The organism is Micromonospora sp. R77, assembly GCF_022747945.1.
Taxonomy (GTDB): Bacteria; Actinomycetota; Actinomycetes; order Mycobacteriales; family Micromonosporaceae; genus Micromonospora.
The window spans coordinates 1,465,484-1,487,668 of sequence record NZ_JALDST010000001.1 but is presented as its reverse complement, the minus strand read 5'-3'; the positions used below and the strand labels follow the sequence as shown (position 1 = coordinate 1,487,668).

At 73.1% G+C, this 22,185-nt stretch carries 14 protein-coding genes and 5 pseudogenes; 10 read left to right on the top strand and 9 right to left on the bottom strand.

The window, feature by feature from the left end; genetic code table 11:
- Window positions 1-39: 39 nt before the first annotated feature.
- On the bottom strand, window positions 40-2,172 hold the full coding sequence (locus MRQ36_RS06700) for a transglycosylase domain-containing protein (protein ID WP_242793864.1): 2,133 nt from the start codon (window positions 2,170-2,172) through the stop codon (window positions 40-42).
- A 257-nt stretch (window positions 2,173-2,429) separates the two neighbouring features.
- Here MRQ36_RS06700 and cobC point away from each other — a divergent pair.
- The 3 pseudogenes from cobC to cobA form a co-directional block, all read left to right on the top strand.
- Window positions 2,430-3,475 (top strand): annotated as a pseudogene (gene cobC, locus MRQ36_RS06695) (Rv2231c family pyridoxal phosphate-dependent protein CobC); the annotation flags it as partial.
- Window positions 3,475-4,551, top strand: a pseudogene (gene cobT / locus MRQ36_RS06690) (nicotinate-nucleotide--dimethylbenzimidazole phosphoribosyltransferase). The pseudogenes cobC and cobT, both read left to right, overlap by 1 nt.
- Window positions 4,548-5,800, top strand: a pseudogene (gene cobA, locus MRQ36_RS33195) (uroporphyrinogen-III C-methyltransferase). The pseudogenes cobT and cobA overlap by 4 nt, the downstream one beginning before the upstream one ends.
- 142 nt (window positions 5,801-5,942) lie before the next feature.
- Here cobA and otsB read toward each other — a convergent pair.
- Window positions 5,943-8,501 carry a trehalose-phosphatase gene (otsB, locus tag MRQ36_RS06675; protein WP_242800883.1) on the bottom strand — a complete coding sequence of 853 codons (2,559 nt, stop codon included), beginning with the start codon at window positions 8,499-8,501 and terminating at the stop codon, window positions 5,943-5,945.
- A 26-nt stretch (window positions 8,502-8,527) separates the two neighbouring features.
- Window positions 8,528-9,928: a trehalose-6-phosphate synthase gene (locus MRQ36_RS06670; protein WP_242793862.1), complete on the bottom strand. Its 1,401-nt coding sequence runs from the start codon at window positions 9,926-9,928 to the stop codon at window positions 8,528-8,530.
- Between the two features lie 325 nt (window positions 9,929-10,253).
- Between MRQ36_RS06670 and ettA the strand changes: the two genes are divergently transcribed.
- The 4 genes and pseudogenes from ettA (at window position 10,254) to MRQ36_RS06650 (ending at window position 13,746) form a co-directional block, all read left to right on the top strand.
- Window positions 10,254-11,930, top strand: a complete 1,677-nt coding sequence (gene ettA, locus MRQ36_RS06665) for an energy-dependent translational throttle protein EttA (protein ID WP_242793859.1) — start codon at window positions 10,254-10,256, stop codon at window positions 11,928-11,930.
- Window positions 11,923-12,369, top strand: coding sequence for a thioesterase family protein (locus MRQ36_RS06660; protein ID WP_242793858.1), 447 nt, complete (start codon window positions 11,923-11,925; stop codon window positions 12,367-12,369). The genes ettA and MRQ36_RS06660 overlap by 8 nt, the downstream gene beginning before the upstream one ends.
- Window positions 12,366-13,030 (top strand): annotated as a pseudogene (locus MRQ36_RS06655) (hypothetical protein). The gene MRQ36_RS06660 and the pseudogene MRQ36_RS06655 overlap by 4 nt, the downstream one beginning before the upstream one ends.
- Before the next feature lie 131 nt (window positions 13,031-13,161).
- Window positions 13,162-13,746, top strand: coding sequence for a YbjN domain-containing protein (locus MRQ36_RS06650; RefSeq protein ID WP_242793856.1), 585 nt, complete (start codon window positions 13,162-13,164; stop codon window positions 13,744-13,746).
- 49 nt (window positions 13,747-13,795) lie between these two features.
- On the opposite strand, the gene MRQ36_RS06645 is transcribed toward MRQ36_RS06650, so the two are convergent.
- The 3 genes from MRQ36_RS06645 to MRQ36_RS06635 form a co-directional block, all read right to left on the bottom strand.
- The gene (locus MRQ36_RS06645) at window positions 13,796-14,185 is read right to left on the bottom strand and encodes a globin (RefSeq protein ID WP_242793854.1); all 390 of its coding nucleotides are present in this window, start codon (window positions 14,183-14,185) and stop codon (window positions 13,796-13,798) included.
- A gap of 102 nt (window positions 14,186-14,287) precedes the next feature.
- A complete protein-coding gene (locus MRQ36_RS06640; protein WP_242793852.1) occupies window positions 14,288-15,658 on the bottom strand; it encodes an MFS transporter in 1,371 nt (456 codons plus the stop codon).
- A 265-nt stretch (window positions 15,659-15,923) separates the two neighbouring features.
- Entirely contained in the window at window positions 15,924-16,985 is a 1,062-nt protein-coding gene (locus MRQ36_RS06635; protein ID WP_308194785.1) for a mechanosensitive ion channel family protein, read from the bottom strand.
- Between the two features lie 283 nt (window positions 16,986-17,268).
- On the opposite strand from MRQ36_RS06635, the gene MRQ36_RS06630 reads away from it, so the two are divergent.
- Window positions 17,269-17,802 (top strand): HNH endonuclease, encoded by a 534-nt coding sequence (locus tag MRQ36_RS06630; RefSeq protein WP_242793848.1) that lies wholly within the window; start codon window positions 17,269-17,271, stop codon window positions 17,800-17,802.
- A gap of 1 nt (window position 17,803) precedes the next feature.
- Here the strand turns inward: MRQ36_RS06630 and MRQ36_RS06625 are convergent, their stop codons facing one another.
- The 3 genes and pseudogenes from MRQ36_RS06625 to MRQ36_RS06615 form a co-directional block, all read right to left on the bottom strand.
- Window positions 17,804-18,616, bottom strand: coding sequence for a class F sortase (locus MRQ36_RS06625; protein WP_242800881.1), 813 nt, complete (start codon window positions 18,614-18,616; stop codon window positions 17,804-17,806).
- Window positions 18,617-18,721: 105 nt separating this feature from the next.
- Window positions 18,722-19,232, bottom strand: a pseudogene (locus MRQ36_RS06620) (hypothetical protein).
- 126 nt (window positions 19,233-19,358) lie between these two features.
- The gene (locus MRQ36_RS06615) at window positions 19,359-19,814 is read right to left on the bottom strand and encodes an Lrp/AsnC family transcriptional regulator (RefSeq protein ID WP_242793846.1); all 456 of its coding nucleotides are present in this window, start codon (window positions 19,812-19,814) and stop codon (window positions 19,359-19,361) included.
- A gap of 141 nt (window positions 19,815-19,955) precedes the next feature.
- Here MRQ36_RS06615 and MRQ36_RS06610 point away from each other — a divergent pair, with 141 nt between their 5' ends.
- On the top strand, window positions 19,956-20,843 hold the full coding sequence (locus MRQ36_RS06610; protein ID WP_242793844.1) for a tryptophan 2,3-dioxygenase: 888 nt from the start codon (window positions 19,956-19,958) through the stop codon (window positions 20,841-20,843).
- Window positions 20,844-20,854: 11 nt separating this feature from the next.
- Window positions 20,855-22,129, top strand: a complete 1,275-nt coding sequence (gene kynU, locus MRQ36_RS06605; protein WP_278187444.1) for a kynureninase — start codon at window positions 20,855-20,857, stop codon at window positions 22,127-22,129.
- Window positions 22,130-22,185: the final 56 nt, after the last annotated feature.

Below are 22,185 nucleotides of genomic sequence, written 5' to 3'. Positions count from 1 at the left end.
CCGGGCGCACCCCCGGGCAACTCGGGGTGGGTGGGTGGGTCAGCCGACCATGCGGTCGGAGGGTGGGGTGAACTGGCGGGTGGGTTGGCCCTTGAGGGCGTCGCGGAGGGTCTTCGCCACCGCGTCGACCGGGATCTGGGACTGGCCGTCGCCCACCGCGTTGAACGGGTTGTCCGGGTCGGCGATGAAGCTCGCCGCGGCCAACTCCGGGGTGAAGCCGACGAACCAGGCCGACCGGGTGCTGTCCGTGGTACCGGTCTTGCCGGCGACCGGGCGGCCGACCGTACCCCGGACGCTGTCGGCCGTCGACCAGCCGCCGCAGCTCCCGCGGGCCGGGGTGTCACCGGTCGGGCAGCGGGCGGCGTCGGTGGCGGCGCGGGCGGCGTCGGCGTTGACCACCTGCCGGCAGCGCGGCTTGGCGATCTCCCGCTGCACCCCGCCCGCCGTCGTGTACGTGGCGGGCGTGCCGTCCCGGTTGGTGATCGAGTTGACCGGGATGGCCTCGCAGTACCGTCCGTCGGCGGCCACCGCGGCGTAGGCGTTCGCCATCTCCAGCGGGGTGGCGTCGGAGACGCCCAGGGTGAACGCGCCCCACTTCTTCGCCTTGCCCGGCGACGCCTGCTCCTTGTCCACGTCGGTACGCCAGCGCAGCCCGAGCTGCTCGGCGAGGCGCACCGCGCTGTCCGCGCCGACCTGCTCCTCCAGCTGGACGAAGTAGGTGTTGACGGACTTGCCGAAGCCGGACCACATGGTCTGCCGGCCGGTCATCGCGCCGCTGGCGTTGGACGGCGCCCACCCGTCGTAGGCGGCGGACTGGTAGCGGTACGGCGAGTTGTACGCGGTGGAGAGCGGCATCCCGGCGTTGAGCGCGGCGAGCATCGGGAACATCTTGAACGTCGAGCCGGCCTGGTAGCCGGGGAGCGAGCCGCCGCCGAGCAGCGGGGCGACGGTGTTCGGGTAGTTCGCCTTGGTCTTCGGGTCGGCCTCCGGGTTGGAGCTGGGCCCGTTCTCGCTGAGGTCCAGCGAGTAGTTCCGGTTCACCGCCATCGCCTTGATCCGCCCGGTGCCCGGTTCGGCGACCACGATCCCGTTGGCGAACGGGCTGCCGGTGTTCTCCTTCGCCCCGACGTTCGTCTCGGCCGCCGACTGGATCTTCGGGTCGATGCTGAGCACGATCCGGTAGCCGCCGCGGCGCAGCTTGTCCATCCGTTCCAGCCGGTTCTCGCCGAACGCCGGCTGCGCGCTCCACCAGTTCTTCAGGTAGTCGCAGGCGAAGCCCCAGCTGCGGTACTGCTGGGTGATCGAGGCGCAGTCGTTGGGCGGGTTGGTGAGCTTGAGCCGGATCGGTTGGCTCTTCGCGGCGGCGGCGGCGTCCGGGGACATGTAGCCCAGCCGGGCCATGTTGTCCAGGACGTAGTTGCGCCGGCCGGTGGCGTCCTTCTGGTCCGAGGTGATCGGGTCGTACTCGGAGGGGGACTTGACCAGGCCGGCGAGGGTGGCCGCCTCGACCGGGCTGAGGGTGGCCGGGGTCTTGGAGAAGAAGATCTCCGAGGCGGCGTAGATGCCGTACGCCCGGTGACCGAAGTACGCGGAGTTGAGGTAGCGCTCCAGGATCTGCTCCTTGGTCAGCTCCTTCTCCACGTCCAGCGCCATCCGCATCTCCTTGACCTTGCGCAGGCTGGTCTGCTGGGTGGCCTCCTGGACCTCCTGCGGGGTGTGCGCGCTGTCCCGCAGGGCCATCCGGACGTACTGCATGGTGAGCGTGGAGGCGCCCTGGGAGACCCCGCTGGAGCGGGCGTTCGCGACGAACGCGCGGGCCACGCCCTTCGGGTCGACGCCCCGGTGCTGATAGAAGCGGTTGTCCTCGGCGGCCACGATGGCCTGCTGGATGTTCGGGGACATGTCCTCGATCTTGGTGTACTGCCGGTACTCCTCGTAGAACATCGTCAGCACGGTGTGGCCGTCCGGCGCGTAGACGTACGACGTCTCGGCCGGCAGCGCGGTCTTCAGGATGCTCGTCTTCTGTTCCACGGCGTGCGCGGTGGCCTTGGCCCCGATCCCGGTCACGGCGGCGAGCGGGTACGCCACGGCGGCGACCACGATGCCGGCGATGAGTCCGGCGCGGAGGAGGGGAACGGCACGACCAGCGGAGGCAAGGGGTCGATTGCTCACAGGGTCAAGCTATGACATTTCCGATTCGGAAATGAGAAGAATTCATAAACGGGCGAGCGGGTGGTGGGGTGGTGACGCGGCCCACGCCGGGATCCGCTGTCCCGCACGGCGGCTTCCCGGCAGGATCGCGGACATGCGCGCTGAGCTGACCGGGACCCCGGGCCCCGCCGGGGACGGACCGCCCCCGCCGTGCCCGGGGAAACCGCGCCCGGGAGGCCGCCGCGCCGCGTGAGGCCGCCGGGAGCGCGGCGGACCGGCCCGAGCCCGACCTCGGCCACCACGGCGACGCCGAGGCCACCCCGGCCTGGTCGACCTCGCGGTCAACGTCCGGCGGGCCCCGATGCCCGACTGGCTGGCGGATCCGGTGATCGCCGCCCTGGGCGAGCTGGCCGCCTATCCGGACCCCGGGCCGGCCCGGGCCGCGGTCGCCGCCCGGCACGGCCGTCCCCCGGAAGAGGTACTGCTCACCGCCGGTGCCGCCGAGGGCTTCGTGCTGATCGCCCGGGCGCTGCGCGGGGCCCGCCGCCCGGTGGTGGTGCACCCGCAGTTCACCGAGCCGGAGGCCGCCCTGCGGGCCGCCGGGCACCGGGTCGAGCGGGTGCTGCTGGAGCCGGCCGACGGCTTCCGCCTCGACCCGGCCCGGGTGCCCGCCGACGCCGACCTGGTGATGATCGGCAACCCCACCAACCCCACCTCGGTGCTGCACCCGGCGGCCGCGCTGGCCGCGCTGGCCCGGCCCGGCCGGGTGCTGGTGGTCGACGAGGCGTTCGCCGACACCACCCGGGCGCCCGGCGTCGACGGCGAGCCGGAGTCCCTGGCCGCCCGCCGCGACCTGCCCGGCCTGGTCGTGGTGCGCAGCCTGACCAAGACCTGGGGCCTGGCCGGCCTGCGGATCGGCTACCTGCTCGGCGAGGCGGAGCTGCTGGCCCGGTTCGCCCTGGCCCAGCCGCTCTGGGCGGTCTCCACCCCGGCGCTCGCCGCCGCCACCGCCTGCGCGGGCCCGGCCGCCGTCGCGGCCGAGCGCGAGATCGCCGCCGGGCTCGCCGCCGACCGCGACCACCTGGTCGCCCGCCTGTCCGGCCTGCCCGGGGTACGCGTCGCGGGCCAGCCGGCCAGCGCCTTCGTGCTGATCCACCGGCCCGGCGCCGACCGGGTACGCGAACGGCTGCGCGAGCGGGGCTGGGCGGTCCGCCGGGGCGACACCTTCCCCGGGCTCGGCCCGGACTGGCTGCGGATCGCGGTGCGCGACCCGGCGACCAGCGACGCGTTCACCGAGGTACTGGCAGAGGTCCTGGAGGCATGATGTTGGAGTCCACCGTCGCGGCGATCGGCCCGCTGGACGAGGCGGCGATGGCGGCCGCCCGCGACCTCCAGGGCCGGCTGACCAAGCCCGCCGGTTCGCTCGGCGCCCTCGAACCCCTCTCCGTACGCCTCGCCGGCCTGGCCGGGACCTGCCCGCCGCCGCTGCCCGAGCCGGCCGCGTTGGCGATCTTCGCCGGTGACCACGGGGTGCACGCCCAGCGGGTGACTCCGTGGCCGCAGGAGGTCACCGCCCAGATGATCGGGAACTTCCTGGCCGGCGGCGCGGTCGTCAACGCGTTCGCCCGGCAGGCCGGCGCCCTCGGTGACCGTGGTCGACGTCGGCGTGGCCACCCCGCTGCCGCTCGACCCGGCCGACGCGGTCGGTGGCGCGGGCGCACGCGGCTGGTCCGGGCGAACGTCCGGCCCGGCACCGGGACCTGAGCGTCGGCGCCGCGCTCACCCGCGACGAGGCGCGGGCCGCCGTGGAGACCGGCATCCGGGTCGCCGGTGAGCTGGTCGACGCGGGCGCGGGCATCCTGCTGACCGGGGACATGGGCATCGGCAACACCACCCCGGCGGCCGTGCTGATCGCCGCCTTCACCGGCGTCGACCCGGCCGAGGCGACCGGCCGGGGCACCGGGGTGGACGACGAGACGTACACCCGGAAGGTGGCGGTGGTGCGGGCCGCGCTGGACCGGCACGCGCCCGACCCGCGCGATCCGCTGGGGTGCTGGCCGCGGTCGGCGGCCTGGAGCACGCCGCGCTGGCCGGGCTGATCCTGGGCGCCGCCGCCGGCGGGTCCCGGTGCTGCTCGACGGCGTGATCGCGGTCAGCGCGGCGCTCGCCGCCGCGGCCCTCGCCCCGGACGCGGTCGGCGCGATGATCGCCGGGCACCGCTCCGCCGAGCCCGGCGCCACCGCGGCGCTGCGCCACCTGGGCCTCGACCCGCTGATCGACCTGGGTCTGCGCCTCGGCGAGGGGACCGGCGCGCTGCTCGCGCTGCCGGTCGTCACCGGCGCGGTCCGGGTGCTGCACGAGGTGGCCACCTTCGACTCGGCCGGGGTGGCCGAGAAGTGAGCACCGGACCCAACCCCTACCCGCTCGGCCTGCGGCTCGCCGGCCGGCGGGTGGTCGTGGTGGGTGGCGGTGCCGTCGCCACCCGCCGGGTGCCGGCCCTGCTCGACTCCGGCGCGGACGTCCTGCTGGTGTCGCCGGAGCTGACCCGGCGCTGCGGGCGCACGTCGACGCCGGCCGGCTGCACTGGGAGCCGCGCCGGTTCGCCCCCGCCGACCTGGACGGCGCGTGGCTGGTCCAGGTGGCCGTGGACGACCGGGCCGCCGCCGCGTCCGTCAGCGCCGCCGCGACCGAGCGCCGGATCTTCTGCGTCCGCGCCGACGACCGCACGGCGGCCACCGCGTGGACGCCGGCCGTCACCCGGCACGGCCCGGTCACCGTGGCGGTGCTCGGCGGCGGCGACCCGCACCGCGCCATCACCGTCCGCGACGCCATCCGCACCCTCCTGGGTGCAAGCACGGGCCCCCTGTTAACGCCTCAGGTAGAGCAGGGGCCCCCTGTTAACACCGGGCTGGGGCGGGTGGCGCTGGTGGGGGCGGGGCCGGGGGACCCGGAGCTGATCACCGTGAAGGGCTGGCGGCTGCTCACCGAGGCGGAGGTCGTGGTCGCCGACCGGCTGGTTCCCGGGCTGCTCCTGGACGAGCTGCGTCCCGACGTCGAGCTGGTGGACGCCTCCAAGATCCCGTACGGGCCGTCCCGCACCCAGGAGGAGATCAACCGGATCCTGGTCGACCGGGCGCTGGCCGGGAAGGTCGTGGTGCGGCTCAAGGGCGGCGACCCGTACGTCTTCGGCCGCGGTGGTGAGGAGCTGCTGGCCTGCGCGGCGGCCGGCGTGCCGGTGACCGTGGTGCCCGGGGTGACCAGCGCGGTCGCGGTGCCCGCGGTGGCCGGCGTGCCGGTCACCCACCGGGCGGTGGCGCACGAGTTCACCGTGGTCTCCGGCCACGTCGCGCCGGACTCGCCCGCCTCGCTGGTCCGCTGGGAGTCCCTCGCCGGGCTGCGCGGCACCCTGGTGGTCCTGATGGGCCTGAAGAACCTCGCGGCGATCAGCGCCACCCTCGTGGCGCACGGGAAGCCGGCGGACACTCCGGTCGCGGTGATCCAGGAGGGCACCACGGCCAGCCAGCGGATGCTCCGCTCGACCCTGGGCGCGGTGGCCGCCGACACCGAGGCCGCCGCGCTCCGCCCACCCGCCATCGTCGTCATCGGCGATGTGGTCGACGCCCTCGTCGACGGCCAGCCGCCCACCTGAGTCACGCCCCCGCGCGGGCATGCGTCGGGTGCCGGGCGTAGCCCGAGCGCGGAACCCCTTCCCGTCGCCCTTGGCGGGCATCGTGGACGGCGACGGCGGTGGAGGATCCAGGTCCTCCACCGCCGTCGGGTCGCTGGTCAGGTCACTGCTTGAGCATGTTGTCCAGCAGCAGGGCGCAGCGGATCAGGCCGAGGTGGCTGTACGCCTGCGGGTGGTTGCCCAGCCCGCGCTCGGCGAGGGGGTCGTACTGCTCGGGGAGCAGCCCGGTCGGGCCCGCCGTGAGGACCATCTGCGCGAACAGTTCCTCCGCGTCGGTCCGCCGTCCGGTGCGCAGGTACGCCTCGATCAGCCACGCCGTGCAGATGTGGAAACCGCCCTCGCGGCCGGGCAGGCCGTCGTCCCAGTGGTAGCGGTAGACGACCGGGCCGCTGCGCAGGTCCGCCTCGATCTTGAGCACGGTGGAGAGGAAGCGCGGGTCGTCGCCCGGGAGCAGCCCCGACAGGCCGATCCAGAGCGAGGAGGCGTCCATGTCCTCGTGCCCGTACGCGACGCTGTACGCCTCGGCGTCGTCGTGCCAGCCGTGTTCGAGGACGTTCGCGCCGATCCGGTCGCGCAGCTCCACCCACTCCGGCCGGTCCTGGCCGTCGTGCTGCCGCACCACGTGCAGCGCCCGGTCGACGGTCATCCAGCACATCACCTTGGAGAAGATGTGGTGCCGGGGTGGGAGGCGGGCCTCCCAGATGCCGTGGTCGGGCTCGTGCCAGCGGCGGCGGACCGCCTCGACCATGTTCTCCAGCACCCGCCACTCGTCCTCGCGGACCGAGCCCCGGGCGTCGGCCACGGCCGCGATCAGGTCGGCGATCGGGCCGAAGACGTCGAGCTGGAGCTGGTGGTTGGCGAGGTTCCCGACCCGTACCGGCCGGGAGCCGGCGTAGCCGGGCAGGGTGTCGATGACCGCCTCGGCGCCGAGTTCGTACCCGTCGACGGTGTAGAGCGGGTGCAGCCGCTCCGGGTGCCCGCCGGTGCGCTCGATGCAGCCGTCGACCCAGCGCAGCAGGGCCTCGGCCTCCTCGGTGGAACCGAGGTCGACCAGCGCGCGGGCGGTCATCGCGGCGTCCCGCAGCCAGCAGTAGCGGTAGTCCCAGTTCCGGACGCCGCCCAGCTCCTCCGGGAGCGAGGTGGTCGCCGCGGCCAGGATGGAGCCGGTCGCCTCGTGGCAGAGCCCGCGCAGGGTGAGTGCGCTGCGGGCGACCAGGTCCCGGGCGGTGGTGGGCAGCCGCAGCGAGGCCACCCAGTCCTTCCAGGGCTGCTCGGCGGCGGCCTGCCGCTCGTGCACCGGCACCCGGTGGTGTTCCAGGCTCTGGGTGCCGAAGCGCAGCTCCAGCACCACCTGACCACCGGCGGCCGACAGGTCCACCACGGCCTTCGCCGTCTCGTACCCGCCGTCGTTGGTGACCTGCCACTCCACCCCGGGGGAGTAGAGGGCGACGGGCTCGTTGGAGCCGAGCACCAGCAGGCCGTCGTCCAGCGGCTGGAGCTGCACCTGGACCTGACCGAACTCCGGGCGGGGGGCGAACTCGATGCGGACCTTGCCGCGGCCGTCGAGCACCCGGACCATCGTCGAGTCGCCGGTGACGGCCGGGCCGTCCGGGGTGGTCTCCCGGGCCGGCAGGTCCAGCCAGTCGGTGACCGTCAGCCCCGACCAGCGGGTCTCCACGGTCATGGTGCCGTTGCGGTAGCGCTGGCCGAGCGGGATGCCGCCGCGCTCGGGGGCGACGCTGAAGTGCCCGGCGGGGCTGCCGCCGACCAGGTCGGCGAAGATCGCCGCCGAGTCCGGCTTGGGGTGGCAGAGCCAGGTGACCTTCGCCTCCGGGGTCAGCAACGCGACCGTACGGCCGTTGGCCAGCATCGAGTGGCGCTCGATGGGGACGGCCCGCTCGCCGAAGAGCCAGTGCCGCCGGGTCTCCAGCAGCAGGCCGAGCGCCCGGGCCGCCTCGATCGGCTCGGCGACCCGGTAGTCGGCACGGGTCTCACCCGGACCGATCTTGATGCCGACGTCCGGGCCGTGCAGGTTGCCGAAGGCGTTCTCGTCGGTGACGTCGTCGCCGATGAAGAGCACCGCGCTCGCGGCGAGCTGGGTGCGGAGCTGGTCGACGGCGGTGCCCTTGTGGGTGGCCACCACCGACAGCTCGATCACCTCCTTGCCCTGGGTGACGGTCACGCCGTCCCAGGTGGCGGGGCCGCTGCGGACCGCGTCGATGGCGGCGGCGGCGACCTGCGGGTCGAGCCCGCGGGTGTGCACGGCGACGCTGGCCGGCTTGCGCTCCAGGCGTACGCCGGGGTGGGCCGCCGCGATCTCGCGCAGCGCCTCGCGCAGCCGGGTCCGGACCGCGATCAGCTCGGGGGTGAGCCGCTCGACGAAGCCGATGTCGAACTCGGAGCCGTGGCTGCCGACCAGGTGGACCTCGCTGGGCAGCCGGGAGAGCGTCGCCAGGTCGCGCAGCGCGCGGCCGGAGACCACCGCGACGCTGGTCTGCGGCAGCGAGGCCAGCGCGCGGATCGCGGCCACCGACTCGGGCAGCGGTACGGCCTTGCTCGGGTCCTCGACGATCGGCGCGAGGGTGCCGTCGTAGTCGCAGGCCACCAGGAGCTGCGGGACCCGGGCGATGCGGCCGATGGCGGCACGCAGCTCCGGGTCCATCACAGCGGCTTGGGTGGTGGGGGAGTTCACGCAACCTCCGTATCGGGCACACCGAGTTCGGTCAGGAAGGACTTGGCCCAGTGGCCCACGTCGTGGGTGCGCAGGTGTCGCTGCATCACCCGCATCCGACGGCGGGCCTCCGGTTTTTCGACGTGCACGGCGCGCAGCAGCGCGTCCTTGACCGCGTCGGGGTCGTGCGGGTTGCAGAGGAAGGCCTGGCGCAGCTCGGTGGCGGCGCCGGCGAATTCACTGAGCACGAGCGCGCCGCCCTGGTCGGCGCGCGATGCGACGTACTCCTTGGCCACCAGATTCATTCCGTCTCGCAGCGGGGTCACCATCATCACGTCGGCCGCGACGTACATCGCAGCCAGTTCGGAGCGACTGTACGACTGATGCAGATAATGCACGGCAGGCACGCCGACCCGGCCGAATTCACCATTAATCCGACCAACCTCGCGTTCCACCTTGACCCGAAGTGCCTGGTAGTGCTCCACCCGCTCGCGGCTGGGCGTGGCTACCTGCACCATAACCGCATCCGGAACTGTCAACTTTCCGTCAGACAGAAGTTCGCGGAAAGCCTTGAGGCGGAGCTCGATCCCCTTCGTGTAGTCCAGCCGGTCCACGCCCAGGATGATCGTCTTCGGGTTGCCCAGCTCCTCGCGGATCTGCTTCGCGCGGGCCTGGATCGCCGGGTCCTCGGCCAGCCGCTCCATCTCCCGGGTGTCGATCGAGATGGGGAAGGCGCCCGCCTTCACCTGCCGCCCGTCGACCTGGATCATCTGGCCCTCGTAGCGGAGCCCGAGCAGGTGCCGGGCCAGCCGGACGAAGTTCTGCGCGGCCAGCCGCTGCTGGAAACCGATGAGGTCGGCACCGAGCAGACCGCGCAGGATCTCGGTCCGGAACGGCATCTGCATGAACAGCTCGATCGGCGGGAACGGGATGTGCAGGAAGAACCCGATCTTCAGGTCCGGCCGCAGCTCGCGCAGCATCGCCGGGACCAGCTGGAGCTGGTAGTCCTGCACCCAGACCGTCGCGCCCTCGGCCGCGACCTCCGCCGCGGCCTCCGCGAACCGGGCGTTGACCAGCCGGTACGCCTCGCGCCAGCGGCGCTTGTACGCCGGGGTCTCCACCGCGTCGTGGTAGAGCGGCCAGATCGTCGCGTTGGACTGGCCCTCGTAGTAGCGCTCCAGCTCCTCGGCGCTCAACGGCACCGGGTGCAGCCGGATCCCCTCCAGGTCGAACGGTTCGGGTGCGGCACCGGTGCCGCCGGCCCAGCCGACCCAGGTCCCCTGGTGCTCGGCGAGCACCGGGTGCAGCGCGGTGACCAGCCCGCCGGGGCTGCGCCGCCACTGTCGCCCCTCGGGTGTGCTCACCTCGTCGACCGGCAGTCGGTTCGCCACTACGACAAAGGAGCTACGGACGGTCACGATCGGCCACCTCCGGGTACTGACGGGTCCACCGCGATGAGCGTACTGAGCGTAGCTGCGGCGTCTGATCCCCCGTGCCGGACTCACCTACCCGTCCCACGGTTGCTGAACCCTCGGCGTGATCTTGTCGACATCACCCCTTCGACAAGGAGACGCGCCGGGCGTACTGCTGGGGCGGGGTGATGTGGGCGGAGCGGGCCGTACCTGTCAGGATTGACGGCGGCGTGCGCGCGGCCGGCTCCCGGCCGGCGGCGGCGGGCGGAAGTCGCCGCCCGCGCCGCGCCGCACCAGCTCGCGATCGCAACCGACGGAGGTAGCCCGCACCGTGGCCCAGTTCATCTACGTCCTGGAAAAGGCGCGCAAGGCGCACGGCGACAAGGTCGTGCTCGACAACGTGACGCTGAACTTCCTGCCGGGGGCCAAGATCGGTGTGGTCGGCCCGAACGGCGCCGGTAAGTCCAGCCTCCTCAAGATCATGGCAGGGTGGGACCGGCCGAGCAACGGCGAGGCCCGGCTCATGCCCGGCTACACCGTCGGCATGCTCGCCCAGGAGCCCGCGCTCAACGACGCCAAGACCGTCCTCGGCAACGTCGAGGAGGCGGTCGCCGAGACCAAGGCCAAGCTGGAGCGGTTCAACAAGATCGCCGAGCAGATGGCGACCGACTACTCCGACGAGCTGATGGAGGAGATGGGCAAGCTCCAGGAGGAGCTGGACCACCTCGACGCCTGGGACATCGACTCCAAGCTCGAACTGGCCATGGACGCGCTGCGCTGCCCGCCGCCGGACGCCGACGTCACCCAGCTCTCCGGTGGTGAGCGGCGCCGGGTCGCGCTCTGCAAGCTGCTGCTCGAGGCGCCCGACCTGCTGCTGCTCGACGAGCCCACCAACCACCTGGACGCGGAGAGCGTCTCCTGGCTGGAGCAGCACCTGGCGAAGTACGCCGGCACCGTCATGGCGATCACCCACGACCGGTACTTCCTGGACAACGTGGCCAACTGGATCCTCGAGCTGGACCGCGGCCGGGCCTACCCGTACGAGGGCAACTACTCCACCTACCTGGAGAAGAAGGCCGCCCGGCTCGCCGTGGAGGGTCGCCGCGACGCCAAGATGAAGAAGCGGCTCACTGAGGAACTGGAGTGGGTCCGCTCCAACGCCAAGGCCCGGCAGACCAAGTCCAAGGCCCGCCTCGACCGCTACGACGAGATGGCCAACGAGGCGGAGAAGACCCGGAAGCTGGACTTCGAGGAGATCCAGATCCCGCCGGGCCCGCGCCTGGGCAGCACCGTCATCGAGGCGCACAACCTGAGCAAGGGCTTCGGCGACCGGCTGCTGATCGACAACCTCTCCTTCTCGCTGCCGCGCAACGGCATCGTCGGCATCATCGGTCCGAACGGCGTCGGCAAGACCACCCTGTTCAAGACCATCGTCGGGCTGGAGCAGCCGACCGGTGGCGAGGTCAAGGTCGGCCCGACGGTCTCCCTGTCGTACGTCGACCAGAACCGGCAGGGTCTGGCCGGCGACAAGACGGTCTGGGAGGTCGTCTCCGACGGCCTGGACTACCTGATGGTCGGCAAGGTCGAGATGCCGTCCCGGGCGTACATCGCGGCGTTCGGGTTCAAGGGGCCGGACCAGCAGAAGCCGACCAAGGTGCTCTCCGGTGGCGAGCGGAACCGGCTCAACCTGGCGCTGACCCTCAAGATCGGCGGCAACGTCATCCTGCTCGACGAGCCGACCAACGACCTGGACGTGGAGACCCTCTCCAGCCTGGAGAACGCGCTGCTGGAGTTCCCCGGCTGCGCCGTGGTCATCTCCCACGACCGGATGTTCCTGGACCGGGTCGCCACGCACATCCTGGCCTGGGAGGGCGACGACGAGGACCCGTCGAAGTGGTTCTGGTTCGAGGGCAACTTCGAGGCGTACGAGAAGAACAAGATCGACCGGCTCGGCGCCGAGGCGGCCCGCCCGCACCGGGTGACCTACCGCAAGCTCACCCGTGACTGACCGGTTCGTCTACCACTGCACGCTGCGCTGGTCCGACCTGGACGCGTACGGCCACGTCAACAACTCGCGCTTCCTCACCCTCTACGAGGAGGCGCGGGTGGCGCTGATGTTCGCCGGGGGCCGGGCGTGGGGGGTGGGCTCGTTCGCCGACGGAGTGGTCATCCGCCGGCACGAGGTCGACTACCTGCGCCCGGTCGACTACGCCCTCGGCCGGGCCAGCGCGGAGGCGGCCCCGACCGTCCGCATCGAGCTGTGGATCGAGGACGTCCGGGCCGCCTCGTTCACCGTCGCCTACGAGTTGTACGACGGTGAGGTGCTGGCCAGCCGGGCCCGCTCGGTGCTGGTCCCGTTCGACCTGGCGGCGCAGCGGCCCCGCCGGATCAGCCCGGAGGAGCGCACCTTCCTGCTCCGTTACGCCCCCGCCGGCGGCGGCTCGTGAGTGGGCCCGCCGGGCACGGGCTGGACGGCGTGGCCGACGCGGGAGCCTTCCTGGCCCGGCTGGTCCGGCTCGACCCGGCCACCGTGGTCCGGCTCCGGCCGGTGCCGGGAACGGGTCGTACGGCCCTTTGGGCGCGGCTGCCGTGGGGCGTGCTCGTGGTCCGGACGGTGACCGGGGCGGCACCCGGTGACGTGACCGTCGTCGCGGCCGACCTGCTGGCCGAGCTGGCGGCCGGTGGTGCCGCCCTGCCGCAGCGCCGGGACGACCAGTGGCGCTGGCCGCTGCCGCCGGTGGCCAGCCGGGCGGTGGAGTTGCTCCTGCGGACCAGGTACGCCGGATCGCCGCCGCGGCGGCCGGCACGCTGCGCGAGGCGGCGGCCCACGGGGTGGGTGGCCGGGCGGTGGGGCAGCGGGTGCTGCGGGACGCGCTGCTCGACCACGTCGCGGTGGTGGTCACCCCCGACGACGCGCCGGACGCCCCGGTGGAGGTGCCGCAGCGGTTGGTGCAGGGGCTGGTCCGGATGGGCTTCCTCGGCGACGGCGACGTCCAGGTGCGGGCCGCCGGCCGTTGGGTCGGGCTGGTGGGACCGTACGGAGCAGTGTGGTCGCGGAAGGTCGCGGATCTCGCCCTGACGCCCGTCGCCGATCGTCCGAACGGATGACCCCGGATCGTTCTTCCGGGCTGGGGCAGCCGTTGGGGGGATGCTTCAACCCGGCTGTCCGGGTACCGTCCATCCTCGGATCCAACGCACCGTAGGCGGCTGGATCCGCTGGGGAGTGAGGTGCGCGAGCGATGCCGTGGTGGTCATGGCGCCCAGGTCCCGCCGGCGGCGGCGACCCGGAAACTCGAAGCGGGACCACAGTGGATGACACCGTCCGGGTCGGAGCGCCGGCCCCTCGTCAGCCGGGGGACGACACCCCGGCCGTCGACCGGGCGGTGCGGACCGAGATGCCGGCGACGGTCGCGCCGGTCACCCTCGGGCGGGTCTGCGACGCGCTCGACCTGCTCGACGTGCGTTACCTGGCCGACGGCGACGGCAACCTGCTGGCCATGTGGGAGCGACACGCCGTACTGGTCACGCTGGAGGGTCCGGAGGACGAGATCCTGGTGATGCGGGCCCGCCCACATGCGACGGTGCCGCCGGACTGGGCGGACCGGGCCTACCGGGTGGTCAACGAGTGGAACCACACCCGACGGTTCTGCAAGGCCTACATCGGGGACCCGACCGAGCGCGGTCAGCTGCCGATCTACGCCGAGCTGCAGGTGCCGCTCGGCGCCGGGACGCACGACGCGCTCCTGGTCGAGATGCTCGACTGTGGCGCGGCGGTCGCCACCACCTTCGTGGACTGGCTGCACGACGAGGGCGCCCTGCTCTGAGCGGCCGGCCGGGCCCGCCGCCCGGCCGCGCCGGTCGGGTCGGGCGGCGTCACGCGCCGGCGGTCGGGTCCTCCGCCACGTTGACCATGAAGTACGCGGCCCGTTCCAGGTAGTCCCAGAGCGCGGTGGCGATCTCCGGCGGCAGGTCCAGCCGGTCCACCGCCCGACGCATGTGGTGCAGCCAGGCGTCCCGCTCGGCCGCGCCGATCCGGAACGAGACGTGCCGCATCCGCAGGCGCGGGTGGCCGCGCTGCGCCGAGTAGGTGTTAGGGCCGCCCCAGTACTGCATGAGGAAGAGGGTCAGCCGGTCGGCGGCCGGCCCGAGGTCCTCCTCCGGATACATCGGCCGCAGCAGCGGGTCGGTGGCGACGCCGGCATAGAACTCGTCCACCAGCTTGCGGAACGTGGGTTCGCCGCCGACCGCCTCGAAGAGGGTCATCGGGGTTCCGGACCGGTCGGATTCGCCTGCGGGATTCACCGTTCCATCCTGCCAGGCGCGCGGGACTCCCGACCGGTGGCCACCGGTCGGTGGCCGTGTCGATCAGCTCACCGCGTGACTGGGACGACCCCGGTCGCCCGGCCGCTCGTCCGCCGGCGTACGGGGGCGGGGGTCGCCGGCCGCGGACCGGGCGGCGTTGTCCCGCGTGGCCTGGTCGACGGCGGCCTGCACGGATTCGCGGCTCGGCCAGGTCAGGGTGGCCAGGAGCATCAGCCCCACGCCGGCCACGCTCCAGGCGCCCACCACCAGCGGGATGGGGAACCGCTCGGCCAGCAGCCCGGTGACCAGCACCGCGAGACCCTGGATGACCTGCATGCCGCTGGCCATCACGCCGAACGCGCGGGCCCGGTAGCCGTCCGGCAGCGCCCGGACGAAGAGCCCGTTGGCCATCGGCAGCAGCCCGGCGACGGCGAAGCCGCAGATCGCGGCCAGCGCCGCCACCACCAGCGGCGGTGGGTCGAGGAGAGCGGGGACCAGGGCCAGCGGCGCGAGGACCGCCAGCGGTCGCATCAGCGCGAGCCGACGCTCCGGCGACAGCGCCCGGCCGACCAGCAGCCCGCCCAGGATGAACCCGACCGGGTTGGCGGCCATGATGACGGCCTGCGCGACCCCGGTGTCCACACCGTTGCCGGTCCGCTCGGCCGCCCAGGCCGCGGCGAGTCCCTCCGGCACGATGGAGAAGAGCATCGCGCTGAAGACCAGCACGGCGATGGCGCGCAGCACGGGTCGGCCGAAGACGATCTGGAAGCCCTGCCCGGTCTCCCGGATCAGGTGACTGCGGTGTGCCGGGCTCATCGCCGAGGGCCGGTTCCGCAGCCCGAACCGGACCAGCAGGGCGGACGCGCCGAAGGTCGCCGCGTTGATCAGCAGGGCGAGGGTGGGGGAGACCACGGCGATGGTCGCGCCGATCAGATAGCCGACGACCTGCGCGGCCTGACCGACGCTCGCGTTGACCGAGAGGCCGACCACCAGCCGGTCCCCGGTGAGGATGAGCGGCATCAGCGCCGACCGGGCCGCCTGGCTCGGCGGGTTGGCCAGGGTGGCGGCGAAGAGCAGCCCGAGGATCAGCCACGGCGGGTTGCCCGGGATGGCCACCAGCAGCATCAGCGCCATCCGGACCAGGTCGCAGGTCACCATCACGCTGCGGTAGCGGTGCCGTTCGGCCAGCGTGGCCAGCAGCGGTCCACCGACCAGCCAGGGCAGATAGCTGACCGCGAACGCGGCGGCGGAGAGCGCGACCGAGTCGGTCTCCCGGTAGACCAGGACGGTGACCGCGGCCTTCGCGATGTAGTCGCCGACCCAGGACAGCGTGCTGGCCGCGAAGACGGCGCGATATTCGACCTGGGCGAACACTTCACGGAAGGTGGCTGGTCCCTCCCGAACGGGTCGCTCGTCGGACACCGTCGCCTCCATCGTTCCCCAAGGTGGGCCACTCGTGATGACCGGCCCGGGAACCGTCGTCAGATCCACGGATCAGCGAGGACACGAGCACGTCCCCGTTAAGAGGAGCGTGTGTCACCGGATTCTGCCCGATCGTCTGACAACTGGCTAGGGTGAACGGATTGATCGTCGCATCTCCGACTGAACGAACGGACGATACCCGAGGGGCCGGGCGGTGCGCGACCCCCGCTCGTCCGGCCCGCTCCGGCCGGGGCGCAGCTCGGGTCGGGCCGCCGGCTCAGGTCGGGCCACCCGCACCGGTCTCGCCCGGTCCGGGCATCCGCGCCGGTGTCGCGTACAGGCGGGCGGCGGCGATCCGGGCGGTGATCCCCGAGTTCTCCAGCGCCTCGGCGAGCCGGCGGCGCAGCTCCCGGCCGACCGAGAACTGCCCCTCGGCCGTGGTCTTGACGACCGTACGCAGCACGGCGCCGTCGACGGTCACCTGCTCGACGCCGAGCACCTCGGGCTCCTCGACGATCTGCGGCGCCAGCTCCGGGTCCATCGCCAGCGAGGCGGCGGCCGTACGTAGCACGGCGGTGGCCTCCTCGGTGCCGGCGAACCCGATCGGCAGGTCGACCACCACCAGCGCCCAGCCCTGGCTCTTGTTGCCGACCCGGACGATCTCGCCGTTGCGGATGTACCAGAGCACGCCCCGGCCGTCGCGGACCGTGGTGACCCGCAGCCCCACCGACTCGACCACCCCGGTCGCCTCGCCGAGGTCGACGGTGTCACCCACCCCGTACTGGTCCTCGATCAGCATGAACAGGCCGGCGATCAGGTCCTTGACCAGGCTCTGCGCGCCGAAGCCGAGCGCCACACCGGCGATGCCGGCGCTGGCCAGCAGCGGGGCCAGGTCGAAGCTGAACTCCTTGAGCACCATCAGCAGCGCGATGCCGAAGACGAACGCGGTGACCATGCTGCGCAGCACCGAGCCGATCGCCTCGGCCCGCTGCCGCCGCCGCTCCGGCACGAACTGCTCCGGATCGAGCGTGGCGCTCGGAATCCGCTCGCGCAGCGGCCGGAGCATGGTCGGCACCGCGCCGTCGGTGGTGGTGCGGACCAGCCGGTTGATGGTCCGGTGCAGCGCCCACCGGGCGGCGACGGCCAACAGCAGGATCAGCACGACCCGCAGCGGCTTCAGCACGATCCAGTAGCTGCCCTCGGCGAACCAGCCGGACCCGGTGATCTCCCAGACGTTCTTGCACCAGGGATCCGCGCGGCACTCGACCGACGGCGTCGGGCTCGGACTCGGGTCCGCCCCGGCGGACAGGGCGAGAAGCAGTAGACCGGTGGCACTCACCGTGTCTTCGTACCGCAACGCCGGGCCGCGCCGGACGCCGACCCTCCGGCTACGGGCGGACCGGGCGGCGGAGATCAACCGGGGCGGAACCGGTCATCCTGACACGACGGGGGAAAGCTTCCCGAGGGGACCCCGGATTAGTACGTGCAATCCCGGTGCCGATCAGGGACTATTGGCGCAACGGACGTCGGTGATCCGGCCGACGCCGGTGTGTTTCCCGCTGCCCGTGGGAGGTCACCGGCGGGACAGCGGCAGGAGCGGCTGGACCGGGAGGGTGAGCACGATGCCTGACATACGACCCACGGCGGGCTCCGGCGCGTTGGTCCTCAACGCCACCTACGAGCCGCTGTGCGTCGTGTCCGTGCGTCGGGCCGCCATCCTCGTGCTGTCCGCCAAGGCCGTCTGCGTGGCCGACGGCGACGGCATCCTGCACAGCGCCCGGGACGCGCTCCCGGTGCCGTCGGTGGTCCGGCTGACCCGCTTCGTCCGGGTGCCGTACCGCACCCACGTCGGGCTCTCCCGCCGGGCGATCTTCGCCCGGGACGGCTGGCGGTGCGCCTACTGCCGGGGCCCGGCGGAGACCATCGACCACGTCTTCCCGCGCAGCCGCGGTGGCCGGCACGCCTGGGAGAACGTCGTGGCGGCCTGCGCCCGCTGCAACCACACCAAGGGCGACAAGACCCCGGCGGAGTTGGGCTGGCGGCTGCACAGCCTGCCGGCCCCGCCGAAGGGGACGGCCTGGCGGGTGCTCGGCCACCGGGCCCCCGACCCGCGCTGGGCGGACTGGCTCGACCTGCGCGAGTCCGAGGCCGCCTGAGTCACGGCCCGCGCGCCTTCACCAGCGAGGCGTAGACCACCACGTTGTCGGCGTAGCCGGTCTCGCCGCCCACCCAGCGGCCCCCGCAGGTGATCAACCGCAGGTTCGGCCGGCTGAAGTCACCGAAGACCTCGTCGGCCGGCAGCCGGTCCTTGCCGTACCGCCGCACCGAGGTGACCTCGAAGACGGCCACCGAGCGGTCCTGCCGGGTCACCTCCACCCGGTCGCCGTCCCGCAGGCTCTTCAACTCGTGGAAGACCGCCGGTCCGGTGGTGGTGTCGACGTGCCCGACGATCACCGCCGGACCGTACTGCCCGGGGGTCGGCCCCTGGTCGTACCAGCCGGCCTCGCCGGCCTTGCCCACGTCCGGCACGGCGATCGTGCCGTCCGGCGCCAGGCCCACCCGGTGTACGGGCGCCCGCAGGTCGATCTTCCCGATGGTGATGCCGGTCGGCGGGCTCGCCGGCAGCACCGGGAACTTCTTCGGCGGCGGACGCAGGCCGGCGCTCCACTGCTGCGGCAGCACGCTGATGCCGGTGACCCGCTCGACGCCGAGCATCGCCACGATCAGCACCATCAGCGCGGCGATCACCAGCACCGGGGCACCCGGCCCGGTGGACCCGACGGTCCGCCGCCGGCCGGTCGGTGCTGCCGGCCGGCGCACCGGCACCGCACGCGCCTGCGGGTCGGCGGTGGTCACGCTGGCCGAGAAGGCGTGCCCGGCGACCCGGACGAACCGGCGGGACGCCCGGGCCAGCAGCCGGAACCCGGCTACCGCCCGGGGCGACCTCCGCCCGTGGTCCGCGTACGCCAGCCGTCGTCCCCGGCCCCGCGCCGAGCCGGTGATCCGCCCGGCGCGGCCCGGTCCGGGGTCGGCCGGCGGTCCCGGTCGGCTGAGCGGGCCATGGCCGTGGTCCCGTCAGGCGTGCGGTCCGGTCCTGCGCCGGGTGCCGACGGCGCCGAAGCCGGCCACCACCGCCACCACGGCGAGCCCGCCGACCAGCAGCGGCGCCCCGGCCGCCCGCCGTGCCGCCGCCCCCGGTGGCCGGTCCCTTGCTCGGCTGCGCCATGTTCAGCACGGTCAGCATGGTCGACGCGGTCCCGCCGCCTGCGCAGCTCAGGTCGACCGGATAGTCGCCGGGCGCCTTGTTGTTCGGGACGGTGACGGCGCCGGTGAGGAAGCCGTTGTCGGGCCGGAGCACCACCCGGCCGAAGGCGTCCGAGGTGACCTGCGCCTGCCGGTCGTTGTTGCTGTCGCAACTGGCCCGGATGTTCACCCGGCCACCGGCCTGCACGCTGTTCGGTGTGATCTCGATGAAGACGGTCGTCCCGGCCCGGGCCGGCGTGACGGTGGTCAGGACGAACGCCCCGACCAGGCCGAGCACGGTCAACACGGCCGCCAGGGCACGATGTGGCAGAAGCCCCCGCATGATTCCCCCCTCCCGGTGCGGTGCACCGGAATCCTGCTGACGGGCAGTGCGGCGTGCATTCCCACCGTGAGCGGCTGTTAACAGGGGGCCCCTGCTATACCGCAGGCGTTAACAGGGGGCCCCTCCTTACTTCCGGCGGGCGGGCGGGCCGAGCGGGGTGACGGGGTGCCAGTCCAGCGGGGTGGACAGGACCATCGTGCTGGACGGCTGGCCGTACGGGGCGAGCCGGTCGATGACCCGCTCGAACTCGTCGATCGAGCCGGCGGCGACCTTGAGCATGCTGCACGCGTCCCCGGTAATCCGGTGGATCTCCAGGATCTCCGCCCAGCCGGCCACCTCGGGGTCGTGCAGGATGCAGCGCGGGCCGTAGCAGGACATCCGGATCATCGCGACCACCGTGCGGCCGGCCCGGGTCAGGTCCACGTGCGCGTGGTAACCGGTGATCACTCCGGACTCCTCCAGCCGACGGACCCGCTCGGCGACGGCCGGTGGCGACAGGTGCACCCGTCGGGACAGCTCGCTGAAGGAGAGCCGCGCGTCGGTCTGGAGCTCCCGCAGCAGCGCCCAGTCCATCTCGTCCATGCGTGACCTTTCCTTCGTGAACCCGGAACCGATTCCGCCTTCGATCCGACAGGTCCGGTAACAGTAGCGCCGTTGAACAGGCATTCCATCGGCCGATCCACCTGCGGGACCATGTCGTCCGACCCGACGTACTCCAGGGAGATGACGGTGGAACAGGTGACGGCGGCCGTGCGTCCGGCCACCCCGCGACAGCGGGCGGCCCGGGCGGCGCGCAACGGCGGCGAACCGACGTTGGAGTTCGCCGAGCGGGTGCCCTACGACGCGTACGTGCACGCCAGCACGTTGCACGGGTTGCAACAGCCGCTCAGCGACGACCCCGGCGAGATGTCCTTCCTGATGGTCAGCCAGATCATGGAGCTCTACTTCGGGCTGACCTGCCACGAGCTGCGGCACGCCCAGCGGGAGCTGCGGGCCAACCGGGTCTGGGACGCGCTGCCGCCGCTGCGCCGCGCCGCCCTGCACCTGGAGGGGCTCAACGCCGCCTGGCAGGGCCTGCGCTGGATGACCCCGGCCGACTTCAACCGGTTCCGCAACCTGCTCGGTGAGGGCTCCGGCTTCCAGTCGGCCATGTACCGCCACCTGGAGTTCCTGCTCGGCCTCCGCGACCCGGCGCTGATCCGCCCGTTCCGCCGGCAGACCGAGGTGTACGCGGGGCTGACCGCCACCCTCGCCGCGCCGAGCCTCTGGGACGACGTGGTCGCCCTCCTGGCCCGGCGGGGCTTCGCCGTCCCCGCCGACCTGCTCGACCGGGACGTGACCGCCGAGCACGAGCCGCACCCGGCCATCGAGGCGGCGTGGGTGCGGATCTACGGCGACAGCGGTCCCGACAACCACCTGCGGCTGCTCGGCGAGGCGCTGACCGAGGTGGCCGAGCGGTTCGGTGACTGGCGCTGGCACCACCTCAAGGCGGTGCAGCGCGCGATGGGCGCCAAGGTGGGCAGCGGCGGCTCCGCCGGGCTGGCCTGGTTGCAGCGCAGCATGGCCCGGGTGGTCTTCCCGGAGCTGTGGTCCGCCCGGACCGCGATGTGAACGGGGACGCGATGAACGCCACCGAGAAGGAGGCCCACCGCCTCGACGCGGCCGACCCCGGGCACCGGCACCTGTTCCACGTGCCGCCCGCCGACGGTGGGCGCTATCCGCAGGCCGCCTACCTGGCCGGGAACTCGCTGGGGCTGCAACCCCGGGCCACCCGGGACGAACTCCTCGCCGACCTGGACGACTGGGCCCGGCTGGGCGTGGAGGGGCACCTGGAGGCCGGCCGGCCGTGGCTGCCGTACCACGAGCTGTTGACCGGCCCGACCGCGCGACTGGTCGGCGCCCGGCCCGCGGAGGTCGTGGTGATGAACTCCCTCACGGTCAACCTGCACCTGCTGATGGTGAGCTTCTACCGGCCGGAGGGGGAGCGGACCCGGATCGTCATCGAGGACAGCGCCTTCCCCTCGGACAGCTACGCGGTACGCAGCCAGGCCCGCTTCCACGGCCTCGACCCGGACGCCACGGTGGTCCGGCTGCGCCCCCGCGACGGCGAGGACACCCTGCGCACGCAGGACGTGCTCGACCTGCTCGCCGCCGAGGGGGACACCGTCGCGCTGGTGCTGCTGGGCGGGGTCAACTACCTGACCGGCGAGCTGATGGACATCCCGGCGATCACCGCCGCCGGCCGGGCCGCCGGTGCGGTCGTCGGCTGGGACCTCGCGCACGCGGTCGGCAACGTGCCCCTCGCGCTGCACGACTGGGACGTCGACTTCGCCGCCTGGTGCTCCTACAAGTATCTGAACTCCGGGCCGGGGGCCCTCGCGGGCGTCTTCGTCCACGAACGGCATCTCGGCGACCCGGCGCTGCCGCGCTTCGAGGGCTGGTGGAGCACCGAGGCGACCACCCGGTTCGAGATGACGCCGGTGTCCCGGCCGCCGGCCACCGTCGAGGCGTGGCAGGTCTCCAACCCGCCGATCTTCGCGATGGGACCGGTCCGCACGTCGCTGGAACTCTTCGACTCGGTCGGCATGCCGGCGCTGCGCGAGCGCAGTCTGCGGCTGACCGGCTGGCTGGAGCGGCTGCTCGACGAGGTGACCGCCGACCGGCCGCTGACCGTGGTGACGCCGCGCGACCCGGCACGCCGCGGCTGCCAGCTCTCGGTGCGGATCGGCACCGGTAGCGCCAACGAGCTGACCAAGCGGCTGCGGCACGAGCACGGCGTGATCGCCGACGCCCGGGAGCCGGACGTCGTCCGGTTCGCCCCGGTGCCGCTCTACTCGACGTACCACGACTGCTGGCGGGTCGCCGACGCGCTGGCCGCGACGGTGGAGGTCCGGTGAGCGCGAGGAGTGAGCCGGGTTGGCGAGCCCCGCAGTCGCAAACGAGAGGCTGGCAC

Bases quoted from the DNA above. Each gene is read 5' to 3' on its own strand.
- MRQ36_RS06630 (WP_242793848.1), top strand. From the start codon at position 17,269: ATGCCTGACATACGACCCACGGCGGGCTCCGGCGCGTTGGTCCTCAAC.
- MRQ36_RS06640 (WP_242793852.1), bottom strand. From the start codon at position 15,658: ATGGAGGCGACGGTGTCCGACGAGCGACCCGTTCGGGAGGGACCAGCC.
- otsB (WP_242800883.1), bottom strand. From the start codon at position 8,501: ATGGACCCGGAGCTGCGTGCCGCCATCGGCCGCATCGCCCGGGTCCCG.
- MRQ36_RS06650 (WP_242793856.1), top strand. From the start codon at position 13,162: ATGCCGTGGTGGTCATGGCGCCCAGGTCCCGCCGGCGGCGGCGACCCG.
- MRQ36_RS06645 (WP_242793854.1), bottom strand. From the start codon at position 14,185: ATGACCCTCTTCGAGGCGGTCGGCGGCGAACCCACGTTCCGCAAGCTG.
- MRQ36_RS06615 (WP_242793846.1), bottom strand. From the start codon at position 19,814: ATGGACGAGATGGACTGGGCGCTGCTGCGGGAGCTCCAGACCGACGCG.
- MRQ36_RS06610 (WP_242793844.1), top strand. From the start codon at position 19,956: ATGACGGTGGAACAGGTGACGGCGGCCGTGCGTCCGGCCACCCCGCGA.
- kynU (WP_278187444.1), top strand. From the start codon at position 20,855: ATGAACGCCACCGAGAAGGAGGCCCACCGCCTCGACGCGGCCGACCCC.